At 52.5% G+C, this 20157-nt stretch carries 21 protein-coding genes; 6 read left to right on the top strand and 15 right to left on the bottom strand.

Annotated elements, in window-relative coordinates; translation table 11 throughout:
* Positions 1–68 precede the first annotated feature (68 nt).
* Together citR and dsbG are read right to left on the bottom strand one after the other, a co-directional pair.
* Entirely contained in the window at positions 69–971 is a 903-nt protein-coding gene (gene citR / locus PGR23_RS10155; protein WP_047077894.1) for a DNA-binding transcriptional repressor CitR, read from the bottom strand.
* Positions 972–1164: 193 nt separating this feature from the next.
* Positions 1165–1917 carry a thiol:disulfide interchange protein DsbG gene (gene dsbG, locus PGR23_RS10150; RefSeq protein WP_045392937.1) on the bottom strand — a complete coding sequence of 251 codons (753 nt, stop codon included), beginning with the start codon at positions 1915–1917 and terminating at the stop codon, positions 1165–1167.
* Positions 1918–2319: 402 nt separating this feature from the next.
* On the opposite strand from dsbG, the gene ahpC reads away from it, so the two are divergent.
* Positions 2320–2883: an alkyl hydroperoxide reductase subunit C gene (gene ahpC, locus PGR23_RS10145; protein WP_004859485.1), complete on the top strand. Its 564-nt coding sequence runs from the start codon at positions 2320–2322 to the stop codon at positions 2881–2883.
* 128 nt (positions 2884–3011) lie between these two features.
* Positions 3012–4577 carry an alkyl hydroperoxide reductase subunit F gene (gene ahpF / locus PGR23_RS10140; protein ID WP_045392939.1) on the top strand — a complete coding sequence of 522 codons (1566 nt, stop codon included), beginning with the start codon at positions 3012–3014 and terminating at the stop codon, positions 4575–4577.
* A gap of 87 nt (positions 4578–4664) precedes the next feature.
* On the opposite strand, the gene uspG is transcribed toward ahpF, so the two are convergent.
* The 4 genes from uspG to dcuC form a co-directional block, all read right to left on the bottom strand.
* Entirely contained in the window at positions 4665–5093 is a 429-nt protein-coding gene (uspG, locus tag PGR23_RS10135) for a universal stress protein UspG (protein WP_015367746.1), read from the bottom strand.
* 188 nt (positions 5094–5281) lie between these two features.
* Positions 5282–5692 carry a nucleoside diphosphate kinase regulator gene (rnk, locus tag PGR23_RS10130; RefSeq protein WP_015367745.1) on the bottom strand — a complete coding sequence of 137 codons (411 nt, stop codon included), beginning with the start codon at positions 5690–5692 and terminating at the stop codon, positions 5282–5284.
* A 180-nt stretch (positions 5693–5872) separates the two neighbouring features.
* Positions 5873–6670, bottom strand: a complete 798-nt coding sequence (gene rna / locus PGR23_RS10125) for a ribonuclease I (protein WP_047049309.1) — start codon at positions 6668–6670, stop codon at positions 5873–5875.
* A gap of 93 nt (positions 6671–6763) precedes the next feature.
* A complete protein-coding gene (gene dcuC / locus PGR23_RS10120) occupies positions 6764–8137 on the bottom strand; it encodes an anaerobic C4-dicarboxylate transporter DcuC (RefSeq protein WP_045392945.1) in 1374 nt (457 codons plus the stop codon).
* 291 nt (positions 8138–8428) lie between these two features.
* Between dcuC and pagP the strand changes: the two genes are divergently transcribed.
* Both pagP and cspE read left to right on the top strand, forming a co-directional pair.
* Positions 8429–9004 carry a lipid IV(A) palmitoyltransferase PagP gene (gene pagP, locus PGR23_RS10115; RefSeq protein WP_161799856.1) on the top strand — a complete coding sequence of 192 codons (576 nt, stop codon included), beginning with the start codon at positions 8429–8431 and terminating at the stop codon, positions 9002–9004.
* Between the two features lie 193 nt (positions 9005–9197).
* Positions 9198–9407: a transcription antiterminator/RNA stability regulator CspE gene (cspE, locus tag PGR23_RS10110; protein ID WP_012542460.1), complete on the top strand. Its 210-nt coding sequence runs from the start codon at positions 9198–9200 to the stop codon at positions 9405–9407.
* Between the two features lie 57 nt (positions 9408–9464).
* Here the strand turns inward: cspE and crcB are convergent, their stop codons facing one another.
* A complete protein-coding gene (crcB, locus tag PGR23_RS10105) occupies positions 9465–9848 on the bottom strand; it encodes a fluoride efflux transporter CrcB (protein WP_045381622.1) in 384 nt (127 codons plus the stop codon).
* Between the two features lie 89 nt (positions 9849–9937).
* Between crcB and PGR23_RS10100 the strand changes: the two genes are divergently transcribed.
* Positions 9938–10726, top strand: coding sequence for a deaminated glutathione amidase (locus PGR23_RS10100; protein WP_396279840.1), 789 nt, complete (start codon positions 9938–9940; stop codon positions 10724–10726).
* Positions 10727–10864: 138 nt separating this feature from the next.
* Positions 10865–11071, top strand: a complete 207-nt coding sequence (gene tatE, locus PGR23_RS10095) for a twin-arginine translocase subunit TatE (protein WP_045381457.1) — start codon at positions 10865–10867, stop codon at positions 11069–11071.
* A 211-nt stretch (positions 11072–11282) separates the two neighbouring features.
* Here tatE and lipA read toward each other — a convergent pair whose 3' ends face one another.
* The 8 genes from lipA to mrdA all read right to left on the bottom strand — a co-directional run bounded on the left by lipA (position 11283) and on the right by mrdA (position 20135).
* Complete coding sequence (gene lipA, locus PGR23_RS10090) at positions 11283–12248, bottom strand: lipoyl synthase (protein WP_015367739.1); 966 nt, start codon at positions 12246–12248, stop codon at positions 11283–11285.
* A 181-nt stretch (positions 12249–12429) separates the two neighbouring features.
* A complete protein-coding gene (locus PGR23_RS10085) occupies positions 12430–13404 on the bottom strand; it encodes a YbeF family transcriptional regulator (protein ID WP_430915623.1) in 975 nt (324 codons plus the stop codon).
* Positions 13405–13508: 104 nt separating this feature from the next.
* A complete protein-coding gene (gene lipB, locus PGR23_RS10080) occupies positions 13509–14150 on the bottom strand; it encodes a lipoyl(octanoyl) transferase LipB (protein WP_047049299.1) in 642 nt (213 codons plus the stop codon).
* Between the two features lie 99 nt (positions 14151–14249).
* On the bottom strand, positions 14250–14513 hold the full coding sequence (gene ybeD, locus PGR23_RS10075) for a DUF493 family protein YbeD (protein ID WP_015367736.1): 264 nt from the start codon (positions 14511–14513) through the stop codon (positions 14250–14252).
* 113 nt (positions 14514–14626) lie between these two features.
* Positions 14627–15826 carry a D-alanyl-D-alanine carboxypeptidase DacA gene (dacA, locus tag PGR23_RS10070; protein ID WP_015367735.1) on the bottom strand — a complete coding sequence of 400 codons (1200 nt, stop codon included), beginning with the start codon at positions 15824–15826 and terminating at the stop codon, positions 14627–14629.
* Positions 15827–15968: 142 nt separating this feature from the next.
* Complete coding sequence (rlpA, locus tag PGR23_RS10065) at positions 15969–17111, bottom strand: endolytic peptidoglycan transglycosylase RlpA (RefSeq protein ID WP_047049296.1); 1143 nt, start codon at positions 17109–17111, stop codon at positions 15969–15971.
* 10 nt (positions 17112–17121) lie between these two features.
* Positions 17122–18234, bottom strand: a complete 1113-nt coding sequence (gene mrdB, locus PGR23_RS10060) for a peptidoglycan glycosyltransferase MrdB (protein ID WP_008805635.1) — start codon at positions 18232–18234, stop codon at positions 17122–17124.
* Complete coding sequence (mrdA, locus tag PGR23_RS10055; protein ID WP_045381467.1) at positions 18234–20135, bottom strand: peptidoglycan DD-transpeptidase MrdA; 1902 nt, start codon at positions 20133–20135, stop codon at positions 18234–18236. Before mrdA ends, mrdB begins: the two co-directional genes overlap by 1 nt.
* Positions 20136–20157 lie beyond the last annotated feature (22 nt).

The raw sequence follows: 20157 nt of genomic DNA, 5'->3' as shown, positions 1-20157 counted from the left end.
TGTTTTAAGCGAGGTCAATGTAATTCACACAAACATATTCACTTTGTGAATATGTTTGAAATGACAAATTAATTAGCTGCGGTACTTAGCGTAATAAATTCGGCGAATTTGGGGTTGTTCAATGATGAACGATTATAAATCATATAGGTTGTTATGGTAGGAATAGGGTGGGGAAGTGAAAGCTCACGAAAATTAAATGAAGCGCTAAAATAATCTATCGCATGCTTAGGTACAAATCCTAGCAGATCGCTCTGATTGATCATGGTTAAAATAGCTATCAGAGAGTTACTGCGAAACGCAATTCTTCTTTCAGGCATTCGTTCGTCGTTATTCTGTTGAAAGGCCTTTAATTTAGGATCTGAAGAAGCGTAAAGCGTAAATCCCTCACGTGAAATAGCTTCATATGAGTTAAGGTGGTCCGCACGGGGGTGACCTTCGCGGCAAACGAGCACAATCTGTAATTCCAGAAAAGGCTGGCAAATCGTACTATGATTTGACAGTGGGGTAACGCTATAGATTAAGTCTGCTTTACGGTAGGCCAGAAGATCTTCGACGCTTTCTGGCGACAGAAGAAGATCGCGGTGATCGATTTGCAAGTTAGGATCCATATTTAATCTATTTATTAAATCCATTGTTCCTGGTGATATAAGAAGTTGTGGGCTATAAATAACAAATTTTTTACTTAATTCAGAATGATTGGCAATATTAATCGTTTTTTCTAATTGGTTGAGATTCTGTTCCAAATGATGATGTAAATTCACACCAACGGTCGTCGGAGTTATCCCCTTCCCGGAACGGACAAATAGCGGATCGTTTAATTGATTGCGTAACCTTTGTAGCGACTGACTTACTGCAGAAGGCGTAATAAACAGCGTTTCTGCCGCTTTACTGATGCTAAGATGTTGATAAATACACTCAAAAATAACCAACAGGTTTAGGTCGAATTTTTTTAAGTCATAAAGGTTAGCCATGCTTAACGTCCTGTTTATGTTGCGTCGAGGCGAACGGATTACTATTACTTATCGTAATAAATTTGAAGTGATATCGTGAATTATCATTACTATAGCTAAATATACAATTAACCCCTACTTAATGTATACCAAGCGATCGCTTTCCGCCAGATCCTTTTGTGTCCTTAAGCTTCTGGCGGAAATGCGTTATTTTTTACTGCTGCTTTTCACCCATCATCACCTGCAGTTTCTCTTTATCGGGTAATCCCACCACCTGCTGCAGCATGCTGTCTTTATTCATATAGTAAATAGCCGGGGTGGCGTTAGCGCCGAGGTCATCCATCAACTGCTGATTGATATTTAGCGTCCTCATCAAGTCCGCAGGGATATCTGCCGGGACGTTGAGCTTCATTTTGCCGTTGGACTGTTCGTAATCATGCCAGGTTTGCGCCGGGTTTTTGCTTGCCAGAATCGCTGCCGCGGTGGCCGGGCTCTCAGGTTTTATCACGCCGACCAATAAGGTACGCAGTTGCACCTTACCGGATTCAACCCACGGCCGCGCCTGTTGCCAGAACTGTTTACAATAAGGACAGAAAGGGTCGGCAAACACATAAAGGACGATGGGGGCCTCTTTTTTGCCTTCCAGCAGCCAGTTAGCGGACTCGAGTTTTTTCCACATCGCCTGTCCCGCCGGGGTATAGAGCTCTTTCTGGAAAAGCTGTTCGCTCAGATTGTTGCCGTTTTCGTCGTACATGTAGCCGGAAATGGCGTGTTTACCGTCGGGAGTGAGATAAATAGCAACGCCCATATCCTGATACTTCCCGAGCCAGCCTTTGACGCCGCCCGGCGCCTCAAAGGGCTTAATGATAGTAATACCCTGTTTCTCTATTGCTTTTACGGGGGCGGGGAGGTCTTCGGCATAGCTACATAACGGCAGCAGGCTCAGGAAAAGTAGTCGTTTTAACATGAGTATTCCTTTTAAATCAGAAGATAATGCGAAGTAGTGGTCAAACCTATCGCAGTCATAGATAAGACCTGCCGGGCGTTTGGTTGCCCTTTAGTTCGGCGAATGATGTAATCCCTCATGCTGTTACATTAAGGTGTAGAGCGCAACATATTGCCAGCCATTCTGGCGCTGAAGCTACCTGCGGGTATTTCAGGTAACGGGGCCGCCTGAGAGGGCGGCCTTTTTACTTTCAGCGAAATGAGGCGAAAAACGGAGAAAAACCGCGATCGCGAAGGCAGGTTCACAAAGTTGTCTTGTTACGGTTGTTAGATAACGCTTATTGATTTGATAATGCAAACGCATTGGTCGAGTCAGGAAAAATTCGTTAACTTAGACCTCAACAAAAACACGGAGGAAGTATCGATGTCTTTAATTAATACCAAAATCAAACCTTTCAAAAACCAGGCATTCAAAAACGGTGAATTCATCGAAGTTACCGAAAAAGATACTGAAGGCCGCTGGAGCGTCTTCTTCTTCTACCCGGCTGACTTCACTTTCGTTTGCCCGACCGAGCTGGGCGACGTGGCTGACCATTACGAAGAGCTGCAGAAACTGGGCGTAGATGTGTACTCTGTTTCTACCGACACCCACTTCACCCACAAAGCGTGGCACAGCAGCTCTGACACCATCGCTAAAATCAAATACGCGATGATCGGCGACCCGACTGGCGCCCTGACCCGTAACTTCGACAACATGCGTGAAGATGAAGGTCTGGCTGACCGCGCGACCTTCGTCGTTGACCCGCAGGGTATCATCCAGGCAATCGAAGTTACCGCTGAAGGTATCGGCCGTGATGCGTCTGACCTGCTGCGTAAAATCAAGGCTGCTCAGTACGTTGCTTCCCACCCAGGCGAAGTGTGCCCGGCTAAGTGGAAAGAAGGTGAAGCGACCCTGGCTCCTTCTTTAGATCTGGTTGGTAAGATCTAATTCGTTTTATTCCCGCTAATCAACGGGCGTACCCGCGCCCGTTTTATTCCAACACCATGATGCAAGCGCATTCAGGCTGCCTGATAAAGGCCGCTTGCATGATGATGTTTTAAGCCCAGGAGATAAAAATGCTCGACACCAACATGAAAACCCAGCTCAAGGCCTATCTTGAGAAGCTGACCAAACCTGTTGAGCTGATTGCCACGCTGGATGACAGCGCTAAATCGGCAGAGATCAAGGAACTGTTGGCTGAAATCGCTGAACTGTCAGACAAAGTCACCTTTAAAGAAGACAACACGCTGGCGGTACGTAAGCCATCGTTCCTGATTACTAATCCAGGTTCTAACCAGGGGCCGCGTTTCGCAGGTTCTCCTCTGGGACATGAATTCACCTCATTAGTGCTGGCGCTGCTGTGGACCGGCGGTCATCCGTCGAAAGAAGCCCAGTCGCTGCTCGAGCAGATCCGCAATCTTGACGGTGATTTTGAATTTGAGACCTACTACTCGCTCTCTTGCCACAACTGTCCGGACGTGGTGCAGGCGTTGAACCTGATGGCGGTGCTTAACCCACGCATCAAACACACGGCGATTGATGGCGGAACCTTCCAGAATGAAATCACTGAACGCAACGTGATGGGTGTTCCGGCGGTGTTTGTGAATGGTCAGGAATTTGGTCAAGGCCGTATGACGCTGACTGAAATCGTTGCCAAAGTGGATACCGGCGCGGAAAAACGTGCGGCGGAAGAGCTGAACAAACGTGATGCTTATGACGTTTTGATTGTTGGTTCCGGCCCGTCTGGTGCCGCGGCGGCTGTTTACTCCGCGCGTAAAGGCATTCGTACCGGCCTGATGGGCGAACGTTTCGGCGGTCAGGTGCTGGATACCGTAGATATCGAAAACTATATTTCCGTACCGAAAACCGAAGGTCAAAAGTTGGCCGGCGCGCTGAAAGCGCACGTCAGTGAATATGATGTTGATGTGATTGATTCACAAAGCGCGGCAAAACTGATCCCGGCAGCTGTCGAAGGCGGCCTGCATCAGATTGAAACCGCCTCCGGCGCGGTGCTGAAAGCGCGCAGCGTGATCATCGCAACGGGCGCTAAATGGCGTAACATGAACGTCCCGGGTGAAGACCAATACCGGACTAAAGGCGTAACCTACTGCCCGCACTGTGATGGCCCGCTGTTTAAAGGTAAACGCGTGGCGGTGATTGGCGGCGGTAACTCCGGCGTTGAAGCGGCGATCGATCTGGCGGGCGTCGTTGAACACGTAACGCTACTGGAATTCGCACCAGAAATGAAAGCCGACCAGGTGCTGCAGGACAAAGTACGCAGCCTGAAAAATGTCGATATTATTCTCAACGCCCAGACCACCGAAGTGGTTGGCGATGGCAGTAAGGTGACGGGGCTGCAGTACCGCGACCGCGTCAGCGGCGATGAGCATCATGTCGCGTTAGCCGGTATTTTTGTCCAGATCGGTCTGTTGCCGAATACCAACTGGCTGGAAGGTACGGTTGAGCGTAACCGCATGGGTGAAATCATCATTGATGCCAAATGTGAAACCAACGTGAAAGGCGTGTTTGCGGCCGGCGACTGTACTACCGTGCCGTACAAACAAATTATTATCGCCACTGGCGAAGGCGCGAAAGCTTCTTTGAGCTCATTCGATTATCTGATTCGCACCAAAACCGCATAATCATAAAAAGTTGTAAGACATTCCCTGCACACAGCAAAGAGGCGACCTTGTGGTCGCCTCTTTTTTTTTGCTTATTTCACCGTTCCGTTATCTCACGACCATTACCGGAATATGCGCATGACGGATGACGCTTGACGCGTTTGAACCCAGCAAATGGGTGCTGATCGACGGATTGCGTGAGCCAATCACCACTACGTCAGCTTTTATTTCATTGGCCAGTTCATTAACCATATCGCGGACATTGCCGAAACGCACATGGCTCTTAATACGAGAGGGGTCGATGCTAAAATGGCCGACCATGGTCTGTAAGCGGGTCTCCGCTTCATGCTGCAGATGCTCTTCAAAGCGGCGCAGATCGGCAGTAAAACGGCTCATGGTGAAACTCGATGAACCGGGTAACACGTGAAGCAAATGAATAATGCCGTCCTGTTGGGCGAGAAACTCTGCATGGCGGACAGCCTTGTCGCTCAGCTCCATTTCAAAGACATCAACCGGCATAATGATAGTTTTATACATATGCATTTCTCCTTGTTTGTCTGTTTCTATATCAACATATTATACAAGGATAATGTGGCATTCAGGTCGCAAAACTGTATGCCCCGTCACGGGATGAGGTAAAAATTTGTCATAGCGGGAGGGAAACAGAAAGAGGATGGCGAGGCATCCTCTGAATAAAGCGTCAAACGCCTCAGGCAGCGGGAAACTTAGCGATGGAATTCGCCTGCGGCTTCCGGCTGGTACAACAATTCCAGTACTTCCAGGTGTGCCGATGCGCCACCGGGTAACTCCCAGTGAATGGAGGTGCCGACTTTCAGCCCAAGCAGCGCCGCGCCAACCGGCGCCAGAACGGAAAGCTGAGTGGCGCTATCGGTCGCCTGAGCCGGGAAGACCAGGGTCCGCACGCGCTCTTCACCGCTGGTTAAATCGCGGAAGCGGACTTTGCTGTTCATGCTCACGACATCGTGCGGCATCGCTTCCGGCGCCAACATTTGCGCGCGATCCAGTTCGTCGTTCAGGGCATCGGCGACCGGCGAATTCGCGTAAGCCGGTTGCTCAAGCAGTCTATCGATACGTTCAGCATCGAATTCATTAATAATGATTGCGGGTCTGGTCATTGCATACTCCATGTTATCCAGGAACCTTTTCCGTAAAAGAAAACCCTCGCCGAAAGGGGCAAGGGTTAATGTCCCTTCATCATACTGAGACTTGCCTGATGTTTGAAGTGATTAAGCGCACATTCAGCGCATCGTGAGCAAAAGCAGATGAAGTGGACGATAAGATGGCTGGTCCTGCTATCAAGAACCCACTTTATCCAGCACAAACTGCTTCCCACAGTTGCCCGGATGCGGCTGAGGCAGGAACGAATCTGCGCCCAACGGGGCATTGATAGCGCCAGCTTTAATGGAAATTTGCATTTCCGTTAAATAAGCCGGGTTGCCGTCGCAGGTTAATTTAAAGGCTTTGACGTTTTGCGCGCCATACGCTTTGGCGACGGCGGCATCAAAATCGCTACGGCTAACGGTTTGTCCGTAGTGCTTCGCCAGGAAATCACCGATTGCGCTTTGCTTCACTTCGCCATTCAGGCGCACCATCGTGCCGAAGTAGTTATCCGGATCGAAGCCGAAACAGACGCCATGCTTGGCATACTCATAGCGTTCCAGACAAGAGTTCCCGCCGGAACCCGGCATCACGCTGTTCAGCTTATTCGCCATTTCCAGCGACAGCCCGGTTTCCGCCGCCTGGCATTTACGCCCGGCTTTGACTTCCGGCATATTGGGGATAGGGCGCGTCGCGCAGCCATAGCGCATCCAGCGGCGCTCGTCGACGCCGCGCGAGGCGATCGACTTCGGCAGGCCCGGCCACAGGCCATGTACCGTCAGAAAATCGGCTTTATTACGTTCGTCCTGCTGTAGCCGACACTCCTCAGGCTCATTACGGTTACTATCCAGCATGCTTTGACAAAAACCGGTTTGCCAGGACAGTGCCAGCACGTAACGATCGAAATCACCGTATTTCGTCGCGGTAAGCGGTTCTGCGCCAACCTGCGTTGCGCCGAGTAAAAGGGCAATGGCGACGACATCCTTCCTGAACATTTTTATTCCTGATAGTGGGAGATGATTAATTGCTGGGATTTATTAAAGCATAAAAAAGGCGCCTGCTGGCGCCTTTTCAGTGTGGTTTGTGGTTTATTGAATCGCGGCGCCGGGGACCAGAATCTCGGTGGCGATGATCACCACCAACAGACCGACGATAACGGGAACCGAGGTGCGTTTAACGACTTCGAACGGAGAAATCTTCGCCATTCCCGCCACCGCGACCACCACGCCGGAAACCGGTGAAATAGTGCGGCCCAGATTCGACGCCTGCAGCATAGGGATCGACAGGTAGGCCGGGTTGATGCCGGAAGAGTGGGCAAGTTTCGGGATCATCTCAACGAAGGCGTAAAACGGCGCGTTGCCGGAACCGGTGGTCATCGCTGCCAGCATGGTCAGGATCACCAGCACCAGCATCAGAATGATACTGGCGGAACCGAACGAGGTGGCTATGGAGATAAGACCGTCGATAAAACCGATAGTGCTCAGCCCCTGGGCAAATACGCCCGCCGCGACCAATAGCATGACGACGCTGGCGAAGGCGTCAGCCATGCCGCGATAGGCGGCCTCCAGCCCGGCGAAGACCTTTTTTGTATCGAAACTGCGCAGAAATTCCAGTATCGAAGCCAGTACCATACAGAGCACCAGAATAGTGATGATGTGTAGCTCTGGCCCCCATTTGCCGTCAAAAATCAGCACCCCGATAATTGGCGTGAAAGGCAAAATGGCGTACAGCGCCGGGGCGGTGGTGGTTATCTCATTGACGTCGAGCATCTCGTGTGAGGCGTTCTCTTTTTTATCGAGGTAGCGCTGCCAGAAGAAGTGAGCGATAGCCATACAGACGATAGCGGCAATCGAGATAGGTAAAGTGGTTTTGAAAGCGAAATCTATCAGCGGCATTTCGGCAGCTTTGGCGGCCAGCACGACGTCACCGGAGGTCGGCGACAGGATCAACGCGGCAGGGGAGGCGCAAATCGCCGCCGCGGCGCCGCGGCTAATGCCGACGTTGACCATTACCGGGAACAGCGTCGCCATCAGCAGCACGCCGAGGCCGGTCGCCGAGGAGACCGCCAGCGACATCAGACAGGCGAGGAAGTAGGCGGCAATCATCAACAGATAAGGCGAGTTAATATATCGCAGCGGTTTAGAGGCCAGTTTAACCACCATATCGTTAGCGCCGATATGGGTCATGTAGGTGGCGAAACCGCAGAGCATCATTATCATCATGCCGAGGTCGCCGCCGCGGCTCATGAGCAGTATTTTAATATACTCAAAGATATCGGTCGCGGTATAACCCGTGCTGGCGGCGCTAGCCGGGAGAACCTTATGCCCCATGATGGCGCTGGCGATAAGCAAGATTAAACCGCCGACAAACAGCACGCCTGTCGCAGAATAGCCTTTTATAATGTAGCGGGCGACGCCCACAATAACCACGACCCCGATAAGGATCTCAACAAGCGTAAGCATACTTTACCCCTAAGCCATTAACCCAAAGAATCTGCTGATATCTAAAGCACTACAAAAATTAAGTGAGGGAATGTGCCCAAAAAACGGGCAGAACTTGCTGACCCAAATCAATAAAATACTGAGAATTGACTAATCGGAACCCGTGGCGCGGCTAACATCACAAAAGTCGTCTACCAGAGTGAAGTTTTTGCCACGGCGCAATTCAGGATTTTACCTTATTCCGTTAACAGTCTATTAAGATTACATTTGTTACTTTACTTCGTTTTTAAAATTGAAATCGGTAATAGAGAAGTGTTGAAACTACGCCAATTTGCATTGTTTATTGTCGCGCTGTCCGGCCTGTTGCTGTCGTCCGGCTATGCTAACGCTTCGTTCTCGTCAACGATCCGTGATGGCTACAATACGCTGACGGACAATGTCGCACAAACCTGGAACGAGCCTGAGCACTACGATCTGTACGTTCCGGCGATCACCTGGCACGCCCGCTTTGCCTATGACAAAGAGAAAACCGACAAGTATAACGAACGTCCATGGGGCGCGGGTTTTGGCATGTCGCGTTGGGACGATAAAGGTAACTGGCACGGCCTGTATCTGATGGCGTTTAAAGATTCCTTTAATAAGTGGGAGCCGATTGGCGGCTATGGCTGGGAGAAAACCTGGCGTCCGCTAGCCGATGACAACTTCCACCTTGGCCTTGGTTACACCCTTGGCGTAACGGCGCGCGACAACTGGAACTATATCCCGATCCCGGTGGTGCTGCCCCTGGCCTCGATTGGCTACGGTCCGGCGACGTTCCAGATGACCTACATCCCCGGGACTTATAACAACGGCAACGTTTATTTTGCCTGGGCGCGCATACAGTTTTAATCGTTATAACGTAGTGACAAAAGTGATAAGTTCTTTGTCTTGTTGAAAAACAATGACTAACGTAACTGTCGGCTATAAAGATAGAGACTTTTATCACTTTTTAAGAAAGTTACGCTGGACAAAAGGCATCACAATTGATGTACTGGTATCCGACACAGCATTAGTGTCGTTTTTTAATTTAAAGGTAATTTTGATGTCTAAGATTAAAGGTAACGTTAAGTGGTTTAATGAGTCCAAAGGATTCGGTTTCATTACTCCGGAAGATGGCAGCAAAGATGTATTCGTACACTTCTCTGCAATCCAGTCCAACGGTTTCAAAACTCTGGCTGAAGGTCAGCGCGTAGAGTTCGAAATCACTAACGGTGCCAAAGGCCCTTCTGCTGCAAACGTAATGGCTATCTAACCAACACGTCAGTAGAATATAAAAACCCGCTCATAGCGGGTTTTTTTTTGCCTGACGTTAACGGGCGGCTGACTGTGAAAACAGCCAGAATGCCGTCGCGGTCATGGCGAAAGAACCAAGCAGGTTGACGAGAACGTTTAGCAACGCCCAGCTGAAACGTCCCTGCTGGAGCAGAAACACGACCTCCGCGGAAAAGGTGGAGAAGGTCGTCAGGCCACCGCAGAAGCCGGTGGTAATAAGCAGTTTCCACATCGGATCAACATGCGTCAGGCGATTGAACCACGCCAACCCGGCGCCGATTATAAATGCGCCCAGCAGGTTAGCGACTAGCGTGCCAATGGGAATTGCATGATGCATTGGGTTAAATTTCATGCCCAGCCACCAGCGCAACACGCTGCCGGTTCCGCCGCCAACAAAAACGGCTAAAAGGAGTTGTAACACGGTCATTTCCTGCTATTTGGTTAGGTAGAGGGTCGAGTGTAGCGCGACAAAGGCGTTTTTGGCTATGGATTCGCAAGTGGGAGAAAGAGATGCGGGTAGCAGCAGGGCAATTCGCCGTCACGGCGCAGTGGCAAACTAATGCGCAGATCTGCGTTGAGCTGATGCGTCAGGCGGTAGACTGCGGCGCTTCGTTACTGGTCTTGCCTGAGGCGTTACTGGCGCGGGCCGATAACGATCCGGATATGTCGGTAAAATCAGCGCAGGCGCTGGACGGCGGTTTCATGCAGCAACTGCTGGCCGAAAGCCGGCGTAATGACTTAACCACGATATTAACGCTGCACGTGCCCTCTGCTGAAGGGCGCGCGAGCAATACGCTGGTGGCGATATGCCGAGGGGCAATTTGCGCACAATACCAGAAGCTCCATTTGTACGATGCGTTTAATATGCAGGAGTCACGGCTGGTGGATGCCGGTGAGCAAATCCCTCCTTTAATAGAGGTAAATGGGATGCGAATCGGCTTAATGACCTGCTACGATTTACGCTTTCCCGAATTAGCGCTATCGTTAGCGTTACAGGGGGCCGATGTCCTGGTGCTGCCGACCGCCTGGGTTCGCGGGCCTATGAAGGAACATCACTGGGCGACGCTGCTGGCGGCAAGGGCGCTGGATACTACCTGCTATATTATTGCGGCAGGCGAGTGCGGAACGCGTAATATCGGCCAGAGCCGGATTATCGATCCGCTCGGTTCCACTATTGCTGGCGCCGCCGCTCAACCGCAGCTGATTTTTGCTGAGATATCCGCAGATTATATTCGTCAGGTGCGTGAGAGTTTGCCGGTGCTGCGTAATCGCAGATTTGCGCCACCGCAATTATTGTGACGTTTTTTTAAACAAGGCTTGATTCACCTTGTTACAGATTGCTATTGTGTCGGCGCGTCAAATAGCCGTTAATTGTATGCGTATATGTGTATGATGGCGTATTCGCAGCTTGAGCTTGTATAGAGAAGAAGGTTAGCTATGGGTGAGATTAGTATTACCAAACTGCTGGTAGTCGCAGCGCTGATTATTTTAGTGTTTGGTACCAAAAAATTACGCACGCTGGGTGGAGACCTGGGTTCGGCTATCAAAGGCTTCAAGAAAGCCATGAATGATGACGATGACAGTGCCAAAAAGACCAGCGCTGAGGAAGAAGCGCCGGCACAGAAACTCTCTCATAAAGAGTAATTAATCACGGGCTCCCGATGAACGGGGGCGCGTCGCGGCCGGGTGTGAAGCTCTGGCGGCAAAGAGGCGGCAGCGTATTCGTTGTCGCCTTTTTTATTGCCGGTACTCTGGCGATGAAAAGATGAAACGAAGTGTGACAACGGGAAGTTGGAAGTTGGGGGGAACTGGAGAAATCAGGCCGCCGCGAACGACGGCCAGAGAAAGGCAGAGGTTATTTTACTTCCATACCTTTTGCCTGCAGATCGGCATGATAGGAAGAGCGGACGAACGGGCCGCAGGCGGCATGGGTAAAGCCCATCGCCATGGCTTCAGCTTTCATCTCTTCAAACTCTTCCGGGCTGACGTAGCGCTGTACCGGCAGGTGGTGGCGGCTCGGCTGCAGATACTGACCCAGCGTCAACATGGTAACGCCATGACGGCGCAGATCGCGCATCACTTCGATGATCTCTTCATTGGTTTCGCCAAGACCGACCATCAGACCCGATTTGGTCGGGATTTCCGGATGCGCTTCTTTAAAGCGCTCCAGTAGCTTCAGCGACCAGTTATAATCTGCGCCCGGACGTACCTGACGATACAGGCGCGGTACGTTTTCCAGGTTGTGGTTAAACACATCCGGCGGCGTCACTTTCAGGATATCCAGCGCGCGATCCATACGACCACGGAAATCCGGTACCAGCGTTTCAATTTTGATATTCGGGCTCTTCTCGCGGATAGCGCTGATGCAGTCGGCGAAATGCTGCGCGCCGCCGTCACGAAGATCGTCGCGGTCAACGGAAGTCACCACCACATAGCGCAGCCCCATATCGGCGATGGTTTGCGCCAGTTTTTGCGGCTCGTTGGCATCAGGCGTCACCGGACGACCGTGGGCCACATCGCAGAATGGGCAACGGCGAGTACAGATAGCGCCGAGGATCATAAAGGTCGCGGTGCCGTGGTTGAAGCACTCGGCAAGGTTCGGGCAAGAGGCTTCTTCGCACACGGAGTGCAGGCCATTCTTACGCATCGCTGCCTTGATCCCCTGAATACGGGACGAGTCAGCCGGAAGTTTGATTTTCATCCATTCCGGTTTTCTGAGCAGAGCTTCACGCTCAGTTGCCACGTTTTTCACCGGGATAAGGGCCATTTTATCGGCGTCGCGGTACTTAACACCGCGTTCCATCACAATGGGTTTACTCATAGCGTGCGTGTTCCAGTTGCGAGTCACGAAGGAAAGCGAATTAATTCAATCAAATGTTGTATTTATCAACTATTTTTGAACTAAGGACAGGCAGTATATCATTGATACGGGGTTGAAAGCAGCCTGGTTGCCCGGCAAATTGTAAAATAGTTGTTGTTTTATCCTTTTCCCTCGCGTGCGGTTAGCGGGAATAAGTTTGCAGAATAGTGTCGATAATCTCTTTCAGTAACGGCTCCTGGGCGCTTTGCCGGTTGTAATGTAGCGAGAAATCAATGCGCTGGTCTTGTAACGGCGGGAAAGGCATCGCCTGTAGAGGCCAGATCTTCGCCACCAGCGCGAACATACTCTCAGGCGTCAGCCCCAGCAAATCGCTATTATTCATCATCGCCGCCTGAGTCAACAGGTTATAGCTGCTAAAACCGCACCTCCGTTCCCCGATGAATTCATCAAGTTGCCGATGCAGGGCAGGGTAGCGCTGTCCTTCCGGCAGCAGCAGCGCAAACTCAAACTGCTGTAGATTTTCCCGCGTCAGCGGAAGAGGCAAAATTGGGTGATTTTCGCGGCAAAACATAACAACCGGCTCGGAAAACAGCACCTGATGCGCAATGGCCAGCCCGCTATGGTTATAGGTATCGATTAGCAAATCAACCTGCCGCTGGTTGAGCTGGCTGGCGGCATCGGTAATCGCAATATTGTGCAGCAATACTTGAGGAAACCGCGATTTTAACGCGTTGGCGATGGTTGGCATCACCAATGCGCCGATGGTCGGCGCGGTAGCGATGGTGAGCACGCGCTGCTGCTGCGAGCTGCTGCCCAAATCCAGCGCATTGAGAAAGGCTTCCATCCCCTGGCTGATATATTGATGCAGGTGAGTCGCAAAAGCCGTCGGCGTCACCCCCTGTCCTTTTCGAATAAAGAGAGGGTCGGGGAACAGAGCCCGTAGTTTATTGATCGACTGGCTAATGGCCGAAGGCGTGATATTGAGCACCTTCGCCGCATTGACGATGCCTTTATGCACGTACACGGCTTCGAAGATAGTTAACAGATTAAGATCGATATTACGCAGAATACGAAAGATCTGCCGATCTTCTGGCTGTTCGTTGTTTTCCAATGGGGGATGATTGTCGGCCACTCGCGGATCCGGTCGTTGGGTCATAGGCTTATTATAGCGGGCGATGATGTGGCGTTGCGTGACAATTGATTGCAAATATGAAGTATTAATAAGGAGTTGCGCTCTGAAGGTTCAGAGCGCGGTGCGCATCAAGCGGCGACATATTCATGCGGTGGGTTGTTCAGCAGCGCCAGCAGGTTGGCGACCAGCCGCGGCGCGACGTTTTCTGTAGCGGCCTGCGGCTGCCACTGGCGCATTTGCGTCATCTCCATGCCGGCATAGCCACACGGATTAATACGCAGGAACGGCGTCAAATCCATTGCCACATTCAGCGCCAGCCCGTGGAAAGAACAACCTTTACGAATACGCAGTCCCAGCGAGCAGATTTTCTGTTCACCAACGTAAACTCCCGGCGCATCGGCGCGAGGATGAGATTCAATCTGATACTCCGCCAGCGTATTGACCACGGTCTGCTCCAGCAGCGTCACTAATTCGCGCACGCCGAGTTTACGCCGTTTAAGATTCAGCAAGACATACATCACCTGTTGGCCTGGCCCGTGATAGGTCACCTGGCCGCCGCGGTCGCTCTGAATGACCGGGATATCACCGGGTACCAGTACGTGTTCGGCTTTGCCGGCCTGACCCTGAGTAAACACCGGGTGATGTTCTACCAGCCAGATTTCATCCAGCGTCGTGTCGTCACGACTGTCGGTAAATTCATGCATTGCCTGCGAGATGGGTTCGTAAGGTTGCAGGCCGAGTTGTCGAATAAGAATGGTATTGTGCTGCAAAACAACGTCTCCGCCGAGAGGGATGACTTAAGTGGGGAGAGTATATCACAGCGAAAGAAGGAGAATTACCCGGCGCTTGAGGCCGGGTAAGGCGAGGGATTACAGCACCATCCGCACGATTTCGATATTGCCCAACTCTTCGTACAGGGCTTCGACCTGTTCGATGTGGGTGGCGTTAATGGTGATGGAGACCGAGTGGTAGTTACCTTTGCTGCTCGGTTTTACTGACGGAGAGTAATCACCAGGCGCATGGCGCTGTACCACTTCCACCACCTGATCAACCAGCTCAGGCAACGCCTGCCCCATTACTTTGTAAGTAAATGGCGTAGGGAATTCAAGCAGTTCGTTAAGTTTGGTTTTCATGTCAGCTCCGGTGTGACGACTAAAATAATAACTCCCACGTGATGTGGGAGTTATCAGGTTTCTTTGATGAATAGTATATGGGGATAGAAATCACACTTTCAAGTGTTCAATTTTTAACCAAACCAGTGATGGAACATTAACTTAATGTAATCAATGATTTTGCCGAAGAAATTCCCTTCCGGAATTTCCTGCAGCACCACTAACGGACGCTGATCGATAGTTTTGCCATCCAGCTGGAAGTTAATGGTACCGACCACCTGGTTTTTCTGCAGCGGCGCGTGCAGTTCGGTGTTGTTCAGTACATAGCTGGCTTTCAGGTCTTTCATGCGCCCGCGCGGGATAGTCAGATAGACGTCTTTATCTACGCCCAGAGAAGCGCGATCGCTATCGCCGAACCAGGCCGGTTCAGAGGCGAACTCTTTACCTGCTTTAATGGGGTTCACGGTTTCGAAGAAGCGGAAGCCCCAGGTCAGCAGTTTCTTGCTTTCGGACTCACGACCTTTGTAAGTACGCCCGCCCATCACCGCGGAGATCAGGCGCATCTGGCCTTCGGTAGCGGAGGCAACCAGGTTGTAGCCGGCTTTGTCGGTATGGCCGGTTTTAATGCCGTCGACGTTGAGGCTGTTATCCCACAGCAGGCCGTTACGGTTCAGCTGGCGAATACCGTTGAAGGTGAACTCTTTTTCACGGTAGATGGAATACTCATTCGGTACGTCGCGGATCAGCGCCTGGCCGATCAGCGCCATGTCACGCGCGGAACTGTACTGGCCGTCGGCGTCCAGGCCGTGAACGGTCTGGAAGTGGGTATTTTTCAGGCCCAACGCGTTTACGTAGTTGTTCATCAGGCTGACAAATGCGTCCTGGCTGCCGGCGACGTAGTCGGCCATCGCCACGCAGGCATCGTTACCGGATTGCAGGTTGATGCCGCGGATCAGCTGCGAAACCGGCACCTGCATGCCCGGCTTCAGGAACATCAGGGAAGAACCTTTAAACACCGGGTTACCGGTTGCCCACGCGTCGTTACCCACGGTGACCAGATCGGATTCTTTGAATTTGCCCGCCTTCATGGCCTGGCCTATGACATAGCTGGTCATCATTTTGGTCAGGCTCGCCGGATCGCGGCGGGCGTCGGCGTTGTTTTCCGCCAGCACTTTACCTGAGTTGTAATCGATAAGAACCCAGGATTCAGCATCGATCTGCGGAGCGCCTGGGATCATGGTTTTCATATTCAGGTCATCGGCGCGGGCAGCGGTAGACAGTGCCGCAACGGAGAGGGCCGTAACGAGTAAACGAGCGGTGAAAGAGGTCTTCATGGTTAGAACAACGGCATCCGTGATGAAATTAAAAAAAGTGCCTTACTATAACAAATGCGTTTCGCAGCGGCATCCGACATTGCATATGACTTTGTTAACGACTTTTACATATGCTGTGGCGGGAGATACCGCGGCGTCACGTTTAGTTGGCGCGAGTAATAAATGATTGTAGCTGCGCTTCGTTTTGCAGACGCTGTTGTACCGTCGTCGCTTGCGACTTACTGGCAAATGGACCCAGTTGAATCCGCCATACGGCGCCGTTTTGCATCACACGGCCGGGAACGGCGAACTGTTGGCTCAGGCGCTGCTGATATTGCTGGGCGCGAGCCTGGTCGCTAACGGCGCCGACCTGCACGACGAACTCGCCGCTGGTGCCGGCGTTTGGCGCGGCCACAGCGGCGGTTGCTGCTGTTGCGGTCGCGGCAGGCGCGACGCTACCTTGAATCGAGCCAGGCGCGGTAACCGGCGCGCTGGGCGTTGCAGGTGTTGCGGCGACGGCGGCAGGCGCAGCAGTAGCGGGTTCGCTACCTTCCAGTACGCCATTATTAAGCGGCGTCGGCGCGCCGAGGAATCCACTACCGTTAACCGGCGCGCCCACGTTATCTTCAGGCTTAAGCGTTGAGTTGCTAATGGCATGAACGTTTGATTGGTCGGCCGGTGAGATGGCCGCGGAACCATCGCCATCAAGGTTTGGACGCGAAGGCAAGGCATAGGTCTGTTTGGCGACGGTGGTGCACGCCATACCAGGGCCGGATAACGCGCCGTCCTGAGAGACAATAATCGGATCGATACGAACTTTAGTATTGTTAGAAGTGTTCAGGCGGTCGGCTGAGGCGCGGGACAGGGAAATGACCCGGTCATTGCCGTACGGGCCACGATCGTTAATGCGCACTACGATCATCCGGCCATTGGCCAGGTTAGTGATACGCGCATAGCTTGGGATAGGCAACGTAGGATGCGCGGCGGTAAGCTGTGTCGGATCGAACGCTTCGCCAGAGGCGGTCAGGTTGCTGTTCGGTTCGGCATCATAAATTGCCGCCAGACCGGTCTGGGTGAAGTTAGCCGGATCCTGGACGATTTTATAGCTTTTGCCGTCGCGCTCATAATCCTGATTGGCCGTGGCATTCAGCGTTTCGAAATGCGGATCGGCGCCGCTGATTTCTACCGTCGGACCATTACAGACAGCCGGCTGCGGGACGCTAACCGTCTTCTGCTGAACGTCTTCACCTGAACATGCCGCCAGCAGCCCTGCTGCTATGCAGATCCCCAGCCATTGCTTACGCATTGCGAACCCCTTAAACGCTTTTCGACAACATTTTTCTGTGGGTATGGATCGACATAACGATACCAAACCCGGCCATCAATACGATTAGGGCTGAGCCCCCGTAGCTGACCAGCGGCAAAGGTACCCCCACCACCGGCAAAATACCACTTACCATACCAATATTTACGAAGACATAAACGAATAAAATCAACATTAAACCGCCTGCCATGACGCGGCCAAAGGTGGTTTGCGCCTGGGCGGCGATCCATAGTCCGCGCATGATAAGCAAAATGTACAATGCCAGCAGGATCAACACCCCGATGAGCCCCAGCTCTTCCGCCAGTACGGCGAAGATAAAGTCGGTATGGCGCTCCGGCAGGAATTCGAGCTGCGACTGAGTACCATGCAACCAGCCTTTACCGCGTAATCCGCCGGAACCAATAGCGATTTTGGACTGAATAATATGATAGCCCGCGCCCAGCGGATCGGTCTCCGGATCGAGCAGCATCATTACGCGCTGACGCTGGTAGTCGTGCATCAGGAAGAACCATAAAATCGGAATAAAGGCGGCGACAAGTACCACCGCGATGCCGATTAAGCGCCAGCTCAGGCCGGAGAGGAACAGAACAAACAGGCCGGAGAGGGCGATCAAAATAGAAGTGCCGAGGTCTGGCTGCGCCGCAACCAGCAGGGTCGGCAGGAAGATCAGGACCAGCGCGATGGCGGTATTCTTCAGTGAAGGCGGACAGACATCGCGGTTTATGAACCGCGCCACCATCAGCGGCACCGCTATTTTAGCAATCTCCGAGGGCTGAAAACGCACAATACCGAGATCGAGCCAGCGCTGTGCGCCTTTGGAGATAGCGCCGAAGGCGTCTACGGCAACCAGCAAAATAATACAGAAAATATACAGGTAGGGCGCCCAGCCCTCATATACCCGCGGCGGGATCTGCGCCATCACGATCATAATCACCACGCCCATGGCGATTTGGCCTATTTTGCGCTCCATCATGCCTACGTCCTGGCCGCTGGCGCTCCAGATAACCAGCGCGCTGTAGGTGAGCAGCGCCAGCAGAATGAGCAGCATCGTTGGGTCAAGATGGATTTTATCCCATAGCGATTTTTTGTTCGGATTATCGGTCATTATTGATCCTCCCCCGCCGTCACCGCCGGGTTCTCACTCGGCAGGTTGGTGTTGTTATCACCCAGCATGATGTGATCGAGGATCTGGCGCATAATGGTACCGACCGCCGGGCCGGCGCCGCCATTCTCCAGGATCATCGCCACCGCGACCTGGGGGTTGTTGTAAGGCGCAAACGCCGTCATGAGCTTGTGGTCACGCAGACGCTCGGAAATTCGGTGCGCGTTATAGGTTTCGTTGGCTTTCAGGCCGAATACCTGCGCGGTACCGGACTTCGCCGCAATCTTATACGGCGCGCTGGCAAAGTATTTGTGCGCGGTACCGTTGCCGCGGTTGGCAACGCCATACATCCCGTCTTTAGCGATTTCCCAATAGCCGGAATGAATATCGCCGACCGGCGGTTCATGCGGCTGAACCCACGGTACCTGTTTACCGTCTTCAAGCGTGCTTTGCAGCAGGTGAGGGACTTTAACCACACCGTCATTTATCAGGATCATCAGCGCTTTGTTCATCTGAATCGGCGTAGCGGTCCAGTAGCCCTGGCCGATACCGACCGGGATGGTGTCGCCCTGGTACCAGGGTTTCTTAAAGCGCTTGAGCTTCCATTCGCGAGTGGGCATGTTACCGGAGCGCTCTTCCGCCAGGTCGACGCCGGTGTAGTCGCCGTAGCCGAATTTACTCATCCATTCGGAAAGGCGGTCGATGCCCATATCATAGGCGACCTGATAGAAATAGGTATCCGCGGACTCTTCCAGCGCTTTAGTGACGTTCAGGTGACCGTGGCCCCATTTTTTCCAGTCGCGATAGCGTTTTTCCGATCCAGGCAACTGCCACCAGCCGGGGTCGAACAGACTGGTATTGCGGGTAATGACGCCGGCGCTTAAGGCCGAGACGGCGACGTAGGGTTTTACCGTCGAGGCGGGTGGATAGACCCCCTGCGTGGCGCGGTTAACCAGCGGGGTATTCGGATCGTTGAGGAGTCCGGAATAATCTTTGCTGGAGATACCATCGACAAACAGGTTGGGATCGTAGCTCGGGGTTGAAACCAGCGCCAGAATCGCGCCGCTGCGCGGGTCGGTGACCACTACCGCCGCGCGGCTGCCCGCCAGCAGCGTTTCGATATACTGCTGCAGCTTCAAATCAAGGGTTAAGTAGATATCGCGTCCGGCCTGCGGCGGCACTTCTTTTAACTGGCGAATAACGCGGCCGCGGTTGTTGACTTCAACCTCTTCATAACCGGTTTGCCCGTGCAGCACGTCTTCATAATAGCGCTCGATTCCCAGCTTACCGATGTCGTGGGTCGACGCGTAGTTAGCCAGCTTGCCCTCTTTATCCAGGCGATCGACGTCTTTATCGTTAATTTTAGAGACGTAGCCGATAACGTGGGTCAGGGCGGAGTTATAGGGATAGTAGCGGCGCTTGTAGCCTTTGACTTCGACTCCGGGGAAGCGGTACTGGTTTACGGCGAAGCGCGCCACCTGGACTTCATTAAGATTGACCTTCACCGGAATTGAGGTGAAGCGGTGAGAGCGCGCGCGCTCTTTTTTAAAGCCGGCGATGTCGTCGTCGGTCAGGTCGACGACGTCGCGCAGCGCATCCAGCGTCTGCTGCACGTTATCGACTTTTTCCGGCATCATCTCTAACTGATAGATGGTGCGGTTCAGCGCCAGCGGCGTGCCGTTGCGATCGTAGATAATGCCGCGGCTGGGCGGAATGGGGACCAGCTTAATACGGTTTTCATTGGAACGCGTTTGATAGTCGTTGAAACGGACAATCTGTACGTTGTAGAGGTTGGCAATCAGCACGCCGGTAAGCAACAAAATGCCCGTAAAAGCGACCAGCGCCCGGCGTACAAACAGCGAGGATTCAGCCGTATAGTCGCGGAAAGAATTCTGTAATTTCATTCGCTGCTTAGTCTACCCAGGT

This window comes from Klebsiella sp. 141162 (assembly GCF_050600755.1).
Classification (GTDB): domain Bacteria; phylum Pseudomonadota; class Gammaproteobacteria; order Enterobacterales; family Enterobacteriaceae; genus Klebsiella; species Klebsiella aerogenes.
Note: the sequence above shows the minus strand (reverse complement) of the source record. Positions and strands in the feature narration are given on the sequence as shown.

Bases quoted from the DNA above. Each gene is read 5' to 3' on its own strand.
- citR (WP_047077894.1), bottom strand. From the start codon at position 971: ATGGCTAACCTTTATGACTTAAAAAAATTCGACCTAAACCTGTTGGTT.
- dsbG (WP_045392937.1), bottom strand. From the start codon at position 1,917: ATGTTAAAACGACTACTTTTCCTGAGCCTGCTGCCGTTATGTAGCTAT.
- ahpC (WP_004859485.1), top strand. From the start codon at position 2,320: ATGTCTTTAATTAATACCAAAATCAAACCTTTCAAAAACCAGGCATTC.
- ahpF (WP_045392939.1), top strand. From the start codon at position 3,012: ATGCTCGACACCAACATGAAAACCCAGCTCAAGGCCTATCTTGAGAAG.
- uspG (WP_015367746.1), bottom strand. From the start codon at position 5,093: ATGTATAAAACTATCATTATGCCGGTTGATGTCTTTGAAATGGAGCTG.
- rnk (WP_015367745.1), bottom strand. From the start codon at position 5,692: ATGACCAGACCCGCAATCATTATTAATGAATTCGATGCTGAACGTATC.
- rna (WP_047049309.1), bottom strand. From the start codon at position 6,670: ATGTTCAGGAAGGATGTCGTCGCCATTGCCCTTTTACTCGGCGCAACG.
- dcuC (WP_045392945.1), bottom strand. From the start codon at position 8,137: ATGCTTACGCTTGTTGAGATCCTTATCGGGGTCGTGGTTATTGTGGGC.
- cspE (WP_012542460.1), top strand. From the start codon at position 9,198: ATGTCTAAGATTAAAGGTAACGTTAAGTGGTTTAATGAGTCCAAAGGA.
- PGR23_RS10100 (WP_396279840.1), top strand. From the start codon at position 9,938: ATGCGGGTAGCAGCAGGGCAATTCGCCGTCACGGCGCAGTGGCAAACT.
- tatE (WP_045381457.1), top strand. From the start codon at position 10,865: ATGGGTGAGATTAGTATTACCAAACTGCTGGTAGTCGCAGCGCTGATT.
- lipA (WP_015367739.1), bottom strand. From the start codon at position 12,248: ATGAGTAAACCCATTGTGATGGAACGCGGTGTTAAGTACCGCGACGCC.
- PGR23_RS10085 (WP_430915623.1), bottom strand. From the start codon at position 13,404: ATGACCCAACGACCGGATCCGCGAGTGGCCGACAATCATCCCCCATTG.
- ybeD (WP_015367736.1), bottom strand. From the start codon at position 14,513: ATGAAAACCAAACTTAACGAACTGCTTGAATTCCCTACGCCATTTACT.
- dacA (WP_015367735.1), bottom strand. From the start codon at position 15,826: ATGAAGACCTCTTTCACCGCTCGTTTACTCGTTACGGCCCTCTCCGTT.
- rlpA (WP_047049296.1), bottom strand. From the start codon at position 17,111: ATGCGTAAGCAATGGCTGGGGATCTGCATAGCAGCAGGGCTGCTGGCG.
- mrdB (WP_008805635.1), bottom strand. From the start codon at position 18,234: ATGACCGATAATCCGAACAAAAAATCGCTATGGGATAAAATCCATCTT.
- mrdA (WP_045381467.1), bottom strand. From the start codon at position 20,135: ATGAAATTACAGAATTCTTTCCGCGACTATACGGCTGAATCCTCGCTG.